Origin of the sequence: Phenylobacterium sp. (assembly GCF_046291545.1) — a bacterium.
Taxonomy (GTDB): Bacteria; Pseudomonadota; Alphaproteobacteria; order Caulobacterales; family Caulobacteraceae; genus Phenylobacterium.
Map to the genome: position 1 here is coordinate 2,501 of NZ_JBKBSM010000005.1, position 14,105 is coordinate 16,605.

Below are 14,105 nucleotides of genomic sequence, written 5' to 3' on the forward strand. Positions count from 1 at the left end.
CGCCGTCGAGCACGACCAGCGCGCCCACCCGCCGGGCGTGCAGCAGGGCGGCGACGGCGGCGACGGTGTCGTTCGGCGTCACCGTGAACACCAGGTCGCCCTTGGTCTTCAGGATCTGGGAAACCAGCATCGATCAACTCCTCCCTATCCCCGAATAGCAGCGTTACGCAGGAAGAAGGGGAAATCAATGCACTAGGCCGTGCGCGCCTCAGGCGCGGCGCAGGATCCGCGCCGCCGGCCCTATAAGAAGAAGACCCGCGGCGTAGCCTGTCAGGTGCGCCTCCCAGGCCACCGGCGTCTCGCCGACCCCAGGCGCATAGCCGAGCAGGCCCACGATCAGGTTCACGATCAGCCAGGCCGCGGCCATGCCGATCACCGTGCGGCTGAAGAAGGGGCCGAGCTGTCCGCGGCCGGCCAACAGCCGCGAGACCGCGCCCATCAGGCCCGACACCGCCCCGGAGGCGCCTACGAGCACCACCGCCTCCCCGGGGTGGAGCAGGGCGTAGGTCCAGCTCGAGAACGCGCCGCACACTAGATAGAAGAGGAAGAAGGCGAGCACGCCGCCAGCCCTCGGCCCGAACAGCCGCGCCACCGGCGAGCCGAAGGCCAGCAGCCCGGCCGCGTTCAGCAGGGCGTGCCCCCAGCTCCCGTGGAGAAAGAGCGCCGAGACGAGCCCCACCCGCTCTCCGGCCGCAAAGCCCGCCGGCGAGAACCCGTAGCGCGCGAACAGCCAGTCCTGCGGCGCCAGCCCCTGCAGGGCGTAGCCGCCGACGATGGCCGCCACCAGGGCGAGCACCGGCCAGGGGGCGTTGAAGATCGGTTCGCGCTCGGCGGTCAAGGCGGGCTCCTGCGGGCAGGGATGGCGAGAATGGTCGCAGCCGCCCCGGCCTTAACCAAATCGCGAGAGTTGTCAGCGCTTAGTAGGCCTTGTCCGGCTTCGGCGCGACGCCGCCGTGCGTCGGGCGAGGCCTTTTCGCCTGCGACGCGCGGAGTCCACAAGTCCGATGACCGTCCCAATTCGCATCCTTGCTCTTCGGGCAGGCGCGTCCTTCACCTTGTCGCTGGCGCTGGCCGCGGGCGCTCAGGCGCAGAGCATGTCGGCCAATTCGGCGTCCTTCAACGCCGGATACGGCCGTGTCGCCGGCGAGGAGAACCGTCCGGTCGACGTCTCCACCCGCGACGCCAACGGCAACCGCGTCATCGTCGACGGCCTGATCCTCACCGGCGAGGACCAGTCCAGCTTCTCGCGCGCCTGGGGCGCGGCGGACGCCTACGCCGGGGTCGGCGCCCAGGGCGGCGCCAGCGCCATCGGCAACAACCTGGTGGTGATCACCCAGGGCAGCAACAACACCGTCATCGTCGACTCCACCCAGATCAACAACGGGAACGTCTCTGCGTCGACGAACGTGAATTCGGGGGTCGGGAATGAAGAATAACCGGATGGCCAGGACGGCGGCCCTGGTTAGCGCCGCCGCCATGGCGCTGGCGGGCTGCGCCACCCCGGTGGCCGGCCCGGGCGGCAACTACGCCCGAAGCATCGGCAGCGCGCCGGTGACGGCCAACCCCACGCCCTATTCCGCCGCCCTGGTCTGCCTGGCCGGCTACGCCCGGGCCAACCACGTGGCCGCGCCGCGGATCGCGGTGGGCCGCATCGCCGACTACACCGGCAAGGCCGAGGCCGACGGCAGCGGGCGCAAGGTCACCCAGGGCGCCTCGCTGATGGCCATGTCGGCCTTCGCCAAGGCCGGCGTGCCGCTGGTGGAGCGGTTCGACACCAGCGTCTCGGAACTGGAGCTCAAGTACGCCAACAACAAGCTGATCTCCGACGCCCCCAATCCCCAGCCGAACATGCCGGCCGAGTACCGCCGGATCCTGGCGGGCCAGGTGCCGGGTTCGGACTTCTACATCGCCGGCGGCATCACCGAGCTGAACTTCAACATCCGCTCCTCCGGCTTCGACCTGGCCGGCGGCGACCTGGACGCCGAGGACCTGAAGGGCACCGCGGGTGGGCGTCTCTTCATCATGAACGTGGGCCTGGACCTGCGCCTGGTGAACACCCGGACGCTGGAGGTGGTCGACGTCATCTCCTACCAGAAGCAGGTGATCGGCCGCGAAGTCGGCGTCGGCTTCTTCGACTTCCTGAACGGCAACGTGTTCGACGTCTCCGCCGGCACCGGCGCCCTGGAGCCGATGCAACTGGCGGTGCGCTCGCTCGTGGAGCGCGCGGTCGTGGAAATGACCGCCAACCTCTACGGCATGCCCGGCCCGGACGGCTGCCTCAGCTACGACCCGCTCGCGACGAGCACGGTGGGCCTGACCGGCGCCTATGTGCCGGCCTACAACAACCTGGACACCAACAATGCGAAGACCCGCGAAGACCCTTCTCGCTGGAACGCTCGCCGCGACGCTTCAGTGCGGGGCCGCTACTAGCCAGGAAGCGCCGGACTTCGTCCTGAACGACCAGGTCCAGGTCGGCGACGTCCTGTCCAACCAGAGCCTCGACGTGGTCGAGGTGCTGGAGTCCACCACCGCCGTCACCACGGCGACGGGCAACGCCTACGCGTTCGGGACCGACGGGGCGAACGCCGACGTCCGCTCCAACCAGACCCTGCAGGGGGACGTCAGCGCCGACACGCGGCTGGACGTCGGCCTCTACGGCGGCCCGTCCACCAGCCTGACCACGGCGGCCACCGGCAACACGGGCGACGCCTCGGTGTCCGGCGCGGCGTCCATGACCGGCGTCTTCACCCAGAACACCGGCCCCGTGACCATCTACGGCCACAGCCACATCGAGGCGCCGGACGCCGAGATGGGCGACGTCAACGCCACCGTGCAGGCGATCGGCAACAGCCAGGGCTTCGCCCCCAGCTACGCCTCCACCGGCGTCCGCGTGAACCAGACCAACACGGCCGAGGTCTCCTCCGACGGCGGCGGCGTCATCGGCCACACCACCGGCACCAGCGTGTTCGCCGCCACCACGACCGCCAACAACGTCACCAGCACCGGGTCGATGAGCGCCGCCGAGCGGATGATCGTCAACCAGCGCAACGCCTCGGGCGTGACCCAGGCAGCCCAGTTCACCGCCTTCGGCAACTCCTATCTGGCCACCACCGCGGCCACCGCCAGCGGCAACAACGTCTCGGCCGTGAACGACGGGCCGCTGCTGGACCTGACCAACAGCCAGACGAACGAGGCCTACACACGGGCCCAGGCGGAGAACTCCAGCTACCTGTTCAGCAACACCCACGTCAGCGCCTACGCGCTCGGCAACTCGGTGCTGGCCGGAGACCTGAACGGCGAGCTGGTGCTGGACAACACCCAGGTGAACGACGGCGGCGGCGTGGAGTCCGTCGCGGCCTTCACCGGAAGCCAGGGCTACGACGCCACCGTCTCCTCCACCGCCATGGGCAACGCCGCCACCGGCTACGCCTGCGGCCAATGCTCTGGCATGGACGTGGAGAGCCGGCAGACCAACAACGTCGACGTCGGCGCCTCCAGCACCGTGACGGTCAACGGCTACGCCCGCTCGGTGAACGGCGTCGCCACGGCCGTCGGCAACACCGCCACCTATTACATGACGCGGCCCGGCTCCTGAGCCGCGGCGCGCCGCCGACACCCCGGCCGCGCGCCATCAAGCCGCCTTGCGATAGCCACGCCGTGCGACGATGGTGCGCGCTTGTCGGAAACCTCCAGGACCTGTCGATGAATCGTACCCAGCGCGCGGCGGCCGGATTCGCCGCGGCTCTTGCCGTCTGCGTGGCGTTCGCCGCCCACGGCGCCCCGCGCCTGCCCAAGCTTTCCCTGCCGAGCCTGGGCGCCGCGCCGGCCGCCGCCCAGCTTCCCCCGGGCCAATGGCCGCAGGCGGTTTCCGACATCGCCGCCGACCCCGACATCCGCTTCGGCGCCCTGCCCAACGGCATGCGCTACGCCATCCGCCGCCAAGCCACGCCGCCGGGACAGGCGGCGCTGCGCCTGCGCATCGACGCCGGCTCGCTGATGGAGGCCGACGACCAGCAGGGTCTCGCCCACTTCCTCGAGCACATGGCGTTCAACGGCTCCAAGGCCGTGCCGGAAGGCGACATGGTCAAGATCCTGGAGCGCCTGGGCCTGGCGTTCGGCGCCGACACCAACGCCTCCACCAGCTTTGACGAGACCGTCTACAAGCTCGACCTGCCGCGCACGGACGACGAGACCGTGGACACCAGCCTGATGCTGCTGCGCGAGACCGCCGGCAACCTCCTGATCGAACAGGGCGCGGTGGACCGCGAGCGGGGCGTCGTGCTGTCCGAGGAGCGCGCCCGCGATACGCCGGCCTATCGCGTCTACAAGCAGCGCCAGGCCTTCCTGCTGCGCGGCCAGTTGCCGCCCGAGCGCCTGCCGATCGGCAAGGTCGAGGTGCTGGAGTCGGCGCCCGCCGCCCGCATCACCGACTTCTACAAGGCCTATTACCGGCCCGAGCGCGCGGTGCTGGTCGCCGTCGGCGACTTCGACGTCGACGCCATGGAAGCCAAGATCCGCAAGACCTTCGGCGACTGGCAGGGCGCCGGATCGGCGGGCGGCGATCCCGAGCTGGGGCCCGTCGCCCCGCGCAAGGCCGAAGCGGAGCTGGTGGTGGAGGCCGGCGCGCCGCCCTCGCTGCAGCTCGCCTGGGTGGGCCCGCCGGACCGCGCAGCCGACACCGCCGCCAAGCGCCGCCGGGACCTGATTGAACGCCTCGGCTTTTCGGTGCTGAACCGCCGCTTCTCCAGCCTGGGTCGTGCGGCCGAACCGCCGTTCCTGGGCGCGGCCGCGTTCAAGGGCGACGAATACGACGCCGCCCGCGTGACCATGATCACCGTCAACGTCCAGCAGGACCGCTGGCGCCAGGCGCTGCAGGCGATCGACCAGGAACAGCGCCGCGCGGTGCGCTACGGCGTTCGCCAGGACGAACTGGATCGCGAGGTCGAGGAACTGCGGGCCGCGCTGCGGGCCGAGGCCGCCGGTGCGGCGACCCGCCGGCCCGCCGCGATCGCCGGCGAGATCGTCGCCTCCCTCGACGAGGACGAGGTGGTCACCAGTCCCGCCCAGGACCTGGCCTTCTTCGAGGAGACCGTGAAGGGCCTCAGGGCCGAGCAGGTTTCGGCGGCGCTGAAGGAGGCCTTCGACGGCGACGGCCCCCTGCTGTTCATGACTTCGCCGGCGGCGATCGAAGGCGGCGAGCGCACCGTGCTCGGCGCGCTCGAGGAATCCCGCAAGGTCGCCGTCGCCCCGCCGGCCGCCCCCAGCCAGCTCGAGTGGCCCTACGCCAGCTTCGGCGCGCCCGGCAAGGTGGCCGAGGAGCGCGAAGTCGCCGACATGGACGCCGTACTCGTGCGCTTCGAGAACGGGGTGCGCCTGACGGTCAAGCCGACTCACTTCCGCGACGACGAGGTGCTGGTGCGGGTGAATGTAGCCGACGGCATGCTAGACCTTCCGCCCGGGCGCCAGAGCATGGCCTGGGCCTCCGGCGCCTTCACCGAAGGCGGCCTCGGCAAGATCAGCGCCGAGGACATGGAGCGCGTGCTGGCGTCGAAGGTCTACGGCGCGCGCTTCGGCGTCACCGACAACGCGTTCGTCATGTCCGGCTCGACGCGGCCGGAGCATCTGGACACCCAACTGGAGGTCCTGGCCGCCTACCTGGCCGAGCCGGGCTGGCGGCCGCAGGCGTTTCAGCGGATCAAGACCGCCGGCGCCACGATCCACGACCAGTACGAGGCCACCGACAGCGGCGTGCTGGCCCGCGACCTCGCCGGCCTGCTGCATGGCCGGGACCGCCGCTGGACCTTCCCCAGCCGCACCGAGATCGCCCAGGCGAGCCTGGACGACCTGAAGGCGCAGATCGCCGGCCCCCTGTCCGACGGGCCGATCGAGGTGGTGGTGGTCGGGGACGTCACGGTGGAGAAGGCGATCGAGGCCGTGGCGCGCACCTTCGGCGCCCTGCCCCCGCGGCCGCAGCACCAGCCGCCGCCGGCCGCCCAAAGCCAGGTCGGCTTCCCCGCAGGGGCCGCCGCGCCGGTGGCGCTGATCCACAAGGGCCGCAAGGACCAGGCGATCGGCTACATCGCCTGGCCGACCACCGACTTCTTCACCGACCCCCAGGGCGCGCGCGACACCGCCGTGATGGCCGAGGTCATGCGCCTGCGCCTGACCGATGAACTGCGCGAGGCGCAGGGGGCGACCTACTCGCCCTCAGTGAACTACAGCCACAGCCTGGTGTGGCCGGGGTGGGGCTATGTGGCCGCCAGCGTCGAGGTGCCTCCGGAGAGACTGCCCGCCTTCTTCGCCGACGCGCGCAAGATCGCGGCCGACCTCGCCGCCAAGGAGGTGAGCGCCGACGAACTGGAGCGCGCCAAGGCGCCGCGGATGGAACGGATCGAAAAGGCCCGGCAGACCAACGAGTACTGGCTCTCCGAGCTTTCCGGCGCGCAGGACGATCCGCGCCGGCTGGACGCGATCCGCGCCGCCCTTCCGGGAACCGAGCGGGTGAGCGCCGCCGACGTGCGAAAGGCCGCCCAGGCCTGGCTGCGTGAGGATCGGGCCTGGACCCTCGAGGTCCGCCCCGAGCGCTAGGCGGTCGGCGCGGGCGCGCCGATGGCCTTGGCCAGCACGGTGAAGCGAAGGGGCGGATCGGTCACGGTCGGAAACGGCCGGGTCTCGCCGGTCTCGGCGTAGCCGCGGCGCAGGTAGTAGGCGACGAGCTCCGTGCGGCGGTCGATTACGGTCATCTCGATGGACGTCGCGCCGAACGTCTCGGCCGCCAGGCGCTCGGCCTCGGCGATCAGGCGGCGGCCGAATCCGCCGGCCTGGCGGGCCGGGTCGACGGCGAGCATGCCAAGATAGGCGCGACCTCCGCCCCTGTCGGAGACCTGCACGCAGCCGGCGAGCGCGCCGTCGAGCCTGAGCAGCAGGATGCGTTCGCACGGATCGGCCACCGCCGCGGCCAGGGACTCAAGGCTCGTGCGCTGGCCCTGGAGGAGGTCGGCTTCGTGGGTCCAGCCCGCACGGGCCGCATCGCCCCTGTAGGCGCTCTCTACGAGGGCGTGCAGGGCGGGAAGGTCGGCGGGGCCCGCCAGATCGACGATGACGGAAGGCTGCGGCATGGCTTTGCGTATAGGGCCGGCTGCGCGCCGGCCCAAGCCACGGAAGTCCCGGCTAGTAGGCGATCCCGCCGACGCCGCCGTCGAGGCTCATGCTGGAGGCGTAGGTCTCGGACGCCTCCTCCTCCTCTCGATAAGCGGTGTAGGTCTCGGTCGTGGTGATCGTCAGGATCTTCACGCCGGCGCCGAAGCGGCGAAGCAGCGAGCGTTCGTTGCAGTCGCGGGCGGGCTTCTGGCGGCGGCATTCCACCTTGCCGCCCGGAGCGTGATAGAGGGCGTCGCCCTTGGCGCAGGCCAGGGTCTGGCCGCCGGAGAAGTCGATCTTGCCGTCGAAGTCGGCGATGGTCGCCTGCAGCCAGGTCCCGGCGATGCAGCGATAGAGCTCGCCGTCATAGCCGTCGGCGACGTCGCGGTCGGGCCGGACCTGAGAGGCGGGGTGCGGAACCTGGCGGTCGTCGATGCAGACGGCCTGAATGACGACGCGGCGGGTGCGCGAACGGCTGGCCTGGTAGGCCACCTTCTTCATGCGCTTGCCGCCTTCGACGTTGAGCTGGACGAGGCCGGTCGGCGTGGGCGGCGAATAGTAGCCGCCGCCGCCGCCGCCGCCGAAGACCACCACGCCCGCCGCCGCACCGGCGCCCGCGCGGGTGCTGGCCAGGGCCGAGGCGTTGGCGTTGACCACTACGGTGGAGGCGACGTTGACGTTCACCCCCGGCACATTGACCGAGTGACAGCACGTGGGCGGCGTCGGCGTCGTGCAGCACGGGGGCGGCGTGGGCGTGGTGCAGCACTGCGGCGGCGTGGGGGGGGTGCAGCATTGCGCCAGGGCCGTCGCCGGCAGGCCGGCGCCGAACAGAAGGAAGCCCAAGCCCAGCAACAAGCCCAGCAGGGTCGAACGCGCCTTCATGGACAGCCCTCTCCTCAAGGTCGGCCTTTCAAAACCCACCGGGGGCGGCGCGCGAACGCCGCCTCCGAAAATCGGCGCCGCCCCTGTCCCGAACGGGGACGCAAGGCGGCTGGCCCGAAAGCTTCTGCAAGCCCCGTGCGGCCGCTCAGGGCCGCGTCGGACGCCGCGCAGGCGATGTCGATGTTCCATTCGAGCACACACAAGTTGATAGACTATTGGCGTGCGCGGGCCCTGGACGGGCGCCTGCCGACCCGCGCCAGCATCGATCCAGCCGATTTCGCGCCCCTGGCGCCGCAGACCTTCGTCGTCGGCCGGGTGTGTTCCGGGATCTATCCGGTGCGCCTGGCCGGCGCATTCGTCCGCGACCTGCACCAGCGCGACCTGCGCCGGCAGAACGCCCTGTCGCTGTTCAGCCACGCCGACCGACTGGGGCTGCAGGCGGCCCTGGAGATGGCCCGGCGCAAGCCCGAGCCGATCGTCGCCACCGTCGGGGTCCGCACCGACGCCGGCGCCATCGGCATGGAGATTCTGTTCGCCCCGCTCGCCGGGGCCGAGGACGGGCCCGACCGGTTCCTCGGGCTCTACCAGCCGCTGTCCATGGTGGCGCGCCTGCGGGGCCAGCCCGCCCGCGAGTTCAACGTGCAGATCATCCGCAGCGCCGGCCCCGCCAACGAACTGGCCCCTCGGATCCGCCTGGCCGCGCTGGACGGCCGCCGCATCGCCTGATCGGCGGCCGGCGGCGCAGCGCAGCGATCAGGGTGCGCTGGCCGCGTCCAGGGCGGCGAGGTCCTCGCCGGAAAGCTTGAGCTCGGCCGCGCCGGTCAGTTCCTGAAGCTGGGCGACGGTGGTGGCGCTGGCGATCGGCCCCGTGAGGCCCGGCTGGGCCATCACCCAGGCCAGGGCGACCTGGGCGGGCGAAGCGCCACGCCGCCCCGAAACCTCATCCAGGGCGCCGAGGATGCGCCGGCCGCGGTCGTTCAGATAGTTGGACATCCGGCCCCCGCGCGGGCTCTTCCCGAAGTCGGCCTCCGATCGATACTTGCCGGTCAGGAAGCCCGACGCCAGGCCGTAGAACGGAATGACGCCCACCTCCTGCTCGACGCACAGCGCCTGCAGGCCGGATTCGAAGCCGGCGCGGTCGTAGAGGTTGTAGAGCGGCTGCAGGGATTCATAGCGCGGCCAGCCGTTGGCCCCGCTGATCTCCAGCGCCGACTTCAGCCTCGCGGGCTCGAAGTTGGAGGCGCCGATCACCCGCACCTTGCCGGCCTTGACCAGGCGGTCGAAGGCCTCGGCCGTCTCCTCCTGGGGGGTGTCGGGATCGTCGCGGTGGGCCTGGTAGAGGTCGATGTAGTCGGTCTGCAGGCGCTTGAGGGAGGCCTCGACCGCCTCGGTCATATAGCGGGCGGACAGGCCCTTCATGCCCTCCCCCATCTCCATGCCGAACTTGGTGGCCAGAACCACCTTGTCGCGCTTGCCGCTGGCCTTGAGCCACTTGCCGATGACGGTCTCGGAGGCGCCGCCCCCGGCGGGCGCCCAGCGGGAGTAGACGTCGGCGGTGTCAACGCAGTTGAAGCCGGCGTCCACGAAGGCGTCCAGGATGGCGAAGGAGGTCGCCTCGTCCGCCGTCCAGCCGAACACGTTGCCGCCCAGCACCAGCGGCGCGATCCGAAGGTCCGAACGACCCAGCCTGCGCAGTTCCATGAACGCCTCCCTTGAAATGTCCTGAATGAATGCGAGCCGCGCGCGGCGGCTCGCTCAAGACAATAGGCGCCCGACCGCGCCTTAGGGAGGGGCCTCAGGCCGCCGCGGCCCCGCCTTCGTAGACCGGGGCGTCGTCGGCCGGCAGGGCCGGCTTGCCCAGGATCATGTCCGACGCCTTTTCGGCGATCATGATCGTCGGGGCGTTGGTGTTGCCGCCCACCAGGGTCGGCATGACCGAGGCGTCGATCACGCGCAGGCCCGCGACGCCGCGGACCTTCAGCTCGGCGTCGACCACGGCCATGGGGTCGCCCTCGACGCCCATCTTGCAGGTGCCGACGGGGTGATAGATCGTTTCGGCGGTGCGGCGGATCCAGGCGTCGATCTCGTCGTCGGTCTGCACGTCCTTGCCCGGCGAGAACTCGACCGAGCGGTAGGGCGCAAGGGCCGGCTGCTCGGCGACCTTGCGCATCATCTTCACGCCCTCGCGCATCGCCCGCTTGTCCTCCTCGGCGGAGAGATAGTTCGCGAAGATCGCCGGATCGTCGTTCGCATCGGCCGAGCGCAGGCCGATGCGGCCGCGGCTTTCGGGGCGGAGCTGGCAGACGTGGAAGGTGAAACCGTCCTTCTCCACCGCCACCTTGCCGTGGTCCTGCATGATCGCCAGAACGGTGTGGATCTGCAGGTCCGGCCGGTCGAGGTCCGGACGCGACTTCAGGAAGGCGCCGGATTCCAGGAAGTTCTGCCGGCCGATCCCCTGCTTGAAGAGCAGGTAGTTGAGCCCGACGAACAGCGTCTTGATGCCCTTGCGCTGCGAATAGATCGTGATCGGCTGCGGGCATTCCCAGGACAGGGTGCAATCCAGGTGGTCCTGGAGGTTCTGCCCCACGCCCTTCAGCGCATGGACCACCGGCACGCCATGCCTGGCCAGTTCCTCGGGATCGCCGACGCCCGAGAGCTGCAGGATGTGCGGCGACTGGACCGCGCCGGCGCAGAGCAGGACCTCCTTGCCCGCATGGACGACCTTTTTCTGCTGCGTCTTGTCGTCGATGTACTCGACGCCGACGGCCTTGCCGTTTTCGATGACGATGCGGCTGGTGCGCGCGCCGGTCAGGCAGGTGAGGTTCGGGCGGCTGAGCGCCGGATGCAGGTAGCCCTTGGCCGCGCTCCAGCGTTCGCCGTCGTGGATCGTCATCTGATAGGGCCCCCAGCCTTCCTGCTGGTAGCCGTTGAAGTCCTTGGTGACCGGATGGCCCGCCTGGGCGCCGGCCTCGATGGCGGCCTTGTAGATCGGGTTGGGCGTCGAGGCCTTGGAGACCTTCAGCGGGCCGTCGCCGCCGTGCCAGGCGTCGCCGCCGCCCTCAAGGGATTCCGACCGCTTGAAGTAGGGCAGGACGTCCTTGTAGGCCCAGCCGGCCAGGCCCATCTGGCGCCACTGGTCGTAGTCGCGGGCGTGGCCGCGGATGTAGATCATCCCGTTGATCGAGGACGAGCCGCCCCAGCCCTTGCCGCGGGGCCACCAGAGCTTGCGGTTCTCCAGGTTCGGCTCCGGCTCGGTCCAGAAGCCCCAGTTGTAGACGCCCTTGTTGGGCAACAGCTGCCCGACGCCGGCGGGCATGCGCACGAGCAGGGAGTTGTCCTTGCCGCCGGCCTCCAGCAGCAGCACCTTCGACTTGCCGTCCTCGGTGAGGCGATTGGCCAGGACGCAGCCCGCAGAGCCTGCGCCGATGATGATGTAGTCGTAGCGATCCATGCGCGGCCCCTGCCCTGAACGTTGTTTAGATGCCGGCGACCTTACAAATCCGGCGTGGCGAGACAAGGCCGCCGGGGCCCAGGCGCGGCAAAAAATGACGCCGGCGTCAGCTAAGTGACGCCGGCCGGAGCGCGCTCAGCGCCCCTTCCACTGGGGCGCGCGCTTCTGGGCGAAGGCGAGCGGGCCCTCCTTGAAATCTTCCGAGGAGAACAGTGCGCGAACCGCCGGGTACTTCATCTGGCCCTCGATGGCCGCCTGCAGGCTGGGCTCGTCCAGGCCCTTGTAGACCGCCTGCTTCGAGGCGCGGATCGACATCGGCGACAGTTCGCAGATCTGGGCCGCCCAGCGCTTGGCCGCGGCCATCAGCTCGGCGGCGGGGACCACCTCATTGACGAAGCCCAGGTTCAGGCCCTCGGCCGCGCTGACCCGCCGGCCGGTCAGGATCATGCCCATGGCCTGCTTCTGGCCGATCATCCGCGGCAGGCGGTGCAGCCCGCCGGCCAGGGCCGCCAGGCCCACCCGCGGCTCAGGCAGGGCGAAGGTGGCCGCTTCGGACGCCACGATCAGGTCGCAGGCGAGCGCGATCTCGAAGCCTCCGCCCATGGCCACTCCGTTCACGGCCGCGATCAGCGGCTTGTCGAGGTCGAAGCGCGAGGTGAGGCCGGCGAAGCCCGAGGGCGGGCTGCCCATCTTGCCGCCGCCGGCCTGGTGCTTCAGGTCGTTGCCGGCGGAGAAGGCGCGGTCCCCGGCCCCGGTGACGATCCCCACCCACTGGTCCGGATCGGCGGCAAAGGCGTTGAAGGCCTCGTCCAGCTCGAAGTGGGCCGGCGAGTGCAGCGCGTTCATCACCTCGGGCCGATTGAGCGTGAAGATGGTGACCGGCCCCTCGCGGTCGACCTTGATGAATTCGTAGGCCATCGGCGTTCCTCCCTGGCGTTTGCAGGGACAGTCCAAGGGCGCCGCTGCGTCCGTCAAGCCGGTCCGGCGTGGGTCAGGCGCCGACCAGGCCCCGGCGGTGGCGCTTCCAGTTCTCGACGTAGTGCAGGGCCGAGCCGGCGAGCACCTGGGCCTGCTGGGGGCTGACCTCGCGCACCACCTTGCCGGGAGCGCCCATGACCAGGGAGTTGTCGGGGATCTCCTTGCCCTCGGTGATCAGGCAGTTGGCGCCGATCAGACAGTTCTTCCCGATCTTCGCGCCGTTGAGGATGATCGAGCCGATGCCCACGAGCGAATTGTCGCCGATCGTGCAGCCGTGCAGCATCACCATGTGACCGACTGTCACGTTCGAGCCGATGGTGAGCGGCGAGCCGGCGTCGGTGTGAAGTACAGAGCCGTCCTGGACGTTCGAATTCTCGCCGATGACGATAGGGTCATTGTCTCCGCGCAGGGTCGCGCCAAACCAGACCGAGGCGTTCTTCTTTAGAATCACACGCCCGATCACGGCGGCGTTGGGCGCAATCCAGTATTCGTCCTCGCTGGGCAATTCCGGGGCGACGCCGCCCAAGTTATAGACACTCATCCGTACACCCCGTTTCTTGAAACCTAGCGTGTAGTTAACCGTTCATAAAGCTGGGTAGGATCATTGTAGTCGGGCGATTCGACGGGGCGAAAGCCCTCTCGCGTCTCGCCGCGGGCCGGCGACCGGTTCGCGGTCTCCCGAATGAACGGAGACCTAAGTGCCGCGTGTTGCGCTTCGGCGGGACAGCCCGCCTGGATCACGAACCGCAAGCGAGCCGCCGGGCCGCAATCCCCGGCAACTGTCGAATCCCAATTTCTCCGAAGGGCGGTCCGATCCGGACTCGCCCTTTTTTCATGCCCCCATGGAGGCTTTGATGACGAGCAAGCGAGCCCTGAAGCGACAGCTGCGCGAAGGCGCGTTCGACGCCGGCCAGTTCGAGGACGACGCCAAAGTCCGCCGCCTGCCCGTCGACCGGGGCTGGTCTCCGCTCGCCCATTCCAACGACGACCGCGAGCAGGGCTATCTGAAGACGATCAAGGCCAAGTCCCCCGGCCAGCAGCAGCTGATGGAGGCCGCCGACCGCAAGAATCTCGTCCTGGCGCTGGGCCCCGCCGGCACCGGCAAGACCTACATCGCCATCGCCAAGGCGGTGGAGGCCCTGGAGGCCGGCCGCGTGGGACGGATCGTGCTGTCGCGCCCGGCCGTGGAGGCCGGGGAATCGATCGGCTTCCTGCCCGGCGAGATGGAGGACAAGCTCGCGCCCTACCTGCGCCCGCTCTACGACGCCCTGTCCGATCGCCTGTCGATGAAGCGGGTCCGCGCCCTGATGGCCGAGGGCGCGATCGAGATCGCCCCGGTCGGCTTCATGCGCGGGCGCACGCTCAACAACGCCTTCGTGGTGATCGACGAGGCGCAGAACTGCACCTACGTGCAGCTGAAGATGCTGCTGACCCGGCTCGGCTGGCACTCCACCATGGTGGTCACCGGGGACCCGGCCCAGTCGGACCTGCTGCCTGAACTGTCGGGGCTGGGGCCGGTGGCGGCCAAGCTGGAGGCGGTCGAGAACGTCGCGGTGGTCCGCTTGGCGGACCGCGACATCGTGCGCCATCCGCTCGTCGCCGAAATGCTGGGCGTCCTTTAGGAACAGCGGCGCGCCGGAGGCGGTCGGGGCGC

The 14,105-nt window shown here is 70.1% G+C and carries 14 protein-coding genes (1 of these 14 cut by a window edge); 6 read left to right on the plus strand and 8 right to left on the minus strand.

The window, feature by feature from the left end:
* Together ACK4YQ_RS12595 and ACK4YQ_RS12600 are read right to left on the minus strand one after the other, a co-directional pair.
* Window positions 1–130: the start of a CBS domain-containing protein gene (locus ACK4YQ_RS12595; protein ID WP_409611761.1), read on the minus strand. 299 nt of this gene lie to the left of the window's left edge; 130 of the gene's 429 nt are visible here — the first part of the coding sequence; the start codon lies at window positions 128–130; its stop codon lies off the left edge, out of view.
* A 78-nt stretch (window positions 131–208) separates the two neighbouring features.
* Window positions 209–838 (minus strand): rhomboid family intramembrane serine protease, encoded by a 630-nt coding sequence (locus ACK4YQ_RS12600; protein ID WP_409611762.1) that lies wholly within the window; start codon window positions 836–838, stop codon window positions 209–211.
* 166 nt (window positions 839–1,004) lie between these two features.
* Between ACK4YQ_RS12600 and hfaA the strand changes: the two genes are divergently transcribed.
* The 4 genes from hfaA (at window position 1,005) to ACK4YQ_RS12620 (ending at window position 6,588) form a co-directional block, all read left to right on the plus strand.
* Window positions 1,005–1,436 (plus strand): holdfast anchoring protein HfaA, encoded by a 432-nt coding sequence (hfaA, locus tag ACK4YQ_RS12605; RefSeq protein ID WP_409611763.1) that lies wholly within the window; start codon window positions 1,005–1,007, stop codon window positions 1,434–1,436.
* On the plus strand, window positions 1,426–2,430 hold the full coding sequence (gene hfaB, locus ACK4YQ_RS12610; RefSeq protein WP_409611764.1) for a holdfast anchoring protein HfaB: 1,005 nt from the start codon (window positions 1,426–1,428) through the stop codon (window positions 2,428–2,430). Before hfaA ends, hfaB begins: the two co-directional genes overlap by 11 nt.
* The gene (gene hfaD, locus ACK4YQ_RS12615; protein ID WP_409611765.1) at window positions 2,360–3,595 is read left to right on the plus strand and encodes a holdfast anchor protein HfaD; all 1,236 of its coding nucleotides are present in this window, start codon (window positions 2,360–2,362) and stop codon (window positions 3,593–3,595) included. The genes hfaB and hfaD overlap by 71 nt, the downstream gene beginning before the upstream one ends.
* Window positions 3,596–3,702: 107 nt before the next feature.
* Window positions 3,703–6,588, plus strand: a complete 2,886-nt coding sequence (locus ACK4YQ_RS12620; RefSeq protein ID WP_409611766.1) for a M16 family metallopeptidase — start codon at window positions 3,703–3,705, stop codon at window positions 6,586–6,588.
* Here ACK4YQ_RS12620 and ACK4YQ_RS12625 read toward each other — a convergent pair.
* Both ACK4YQ_RS12625 and ACK4YQ_RS12630 read right to left on the minus strand, forming a co-directional pair.
* Complete coding sequence (locus ACK4YQ_RS12625) at window positions 6,585–7,118, minus strand: GNAT family N-acetyltransferase (protein WP_409611767.1); 534 nt, start codon at window positions 7,116–7,118, stop codon at window positions 6,585–6,587. The two genes, ACK4YQ_RS12620 and ACK4YQ_RS12625, sit on opposite strands and share 4 nt — an antisense overlap.
* A gap of 52 nt (window positions 7,119–7,170) precedes the next feature.
* Window positions 7,171–8,022, minus strand: a complete 852-nt coding sequence (locus ACK4YQ_RS12630; protein WP_409611768.1) for a hypothetical protein — start codon at window positions 8,020–8,022, stop codon at window positions 7,171–7,173.
* A 180-nt stretch (window positions 8,023–8,202) separates the two neighbouring features.
* On the opposite strand from ACK4YQ_RS12630, the gene ACK4YQ_RS12635 reads away from it, so the two are divergent.
* The gene (locus ACK4YQ_RS12635; RefSeq protein ID WP_409611769.1) at window positions 8,203–8,748 is read left to right on the plus strand and encodes a PAS domain-containing protein; all 546 of its coding nucleotides are present in this window, start codon (window positions 8,203–8,205) and stop codon (window positions 8,746–8,748) included.
* Window positions 8,749–8,775: 27 nt separating this feature from the next.
* Here the strand turns inward: ACK4YQ_RS12635 and ACK4YQ_RS12640 are convergent, their stop codons facing one another.
* The 4 genes from ACK4YQ_RS12640 to ACK4YQ_RS12655 form a co-directional block, all read right to left on the minus strand.
* Window positions 8,776–9,723 carry an aldo/keto reductase gene (locus tag ACK4YQ_RS12640; protein ID WP_409611770.1) on the minus strand — a complete coding sequence of 316 codons (948 nt, stop codon included), beginning with the start codon at window positions 9,721–9,723 and terminating at the stop codon, window positions 8,776–8,778.
* Between the two features lie 94 nt (window positions 9,724–9,817).
* Window positions 9,818–11,473 (minus strand): choline dehydrogenase, encoded by a 1,656-nt coding sequence (locus tag ACK4YQ_RS12645; RefSeq protein WP_409611771.1) that lies wholly within the window; start codon window positions 11,471–11,473, stop codon window positions 9,818–9,820.
* 135 nt (window positions 11,474–11,608) lie between these two features.
* Window positions 11,609–12,391: an enoyl-CoA hydratase-related protein gene (locus ACK4YQ_RS12650; protein WP_409611772.1), complete on the minus strand. Its 783-nt coding sequence runs from the start codon at window positions 12,389–12,391 to the stop codon at window positions 11,609–11,611.
* Between the two features lie 73 nt (window positions 12,392–12,464).
* Entirely contained in the window at window positions 12,465–12,992 is a 528-nt protein-coding gene (locus ACK4YQ_RS12655) for a gamma carbonic anhydrase family protein (protein ID WP_409611773.1), read from the minus strand.
* Window positions 12,993–13,293: 301 nt separating this feature from the next.
* Here ACK4YQ_RS12655 and ACK4YQ_RS12660 point away from each other — a divergent pair, with 301 nt between their 5' ends.
* Complete coding sequence (locus tag ACK4YQ_RS12660; protein WP_409611774.1) at window positions 13,294–14,073, plus strand: PhoH family protein; 780 nt, start codon at window positions 13,294–13,296, stop codon at window positions 14,071–14,073.
* Window positions 14,074–14,105 lie beyond the last annotated feature (32 nt).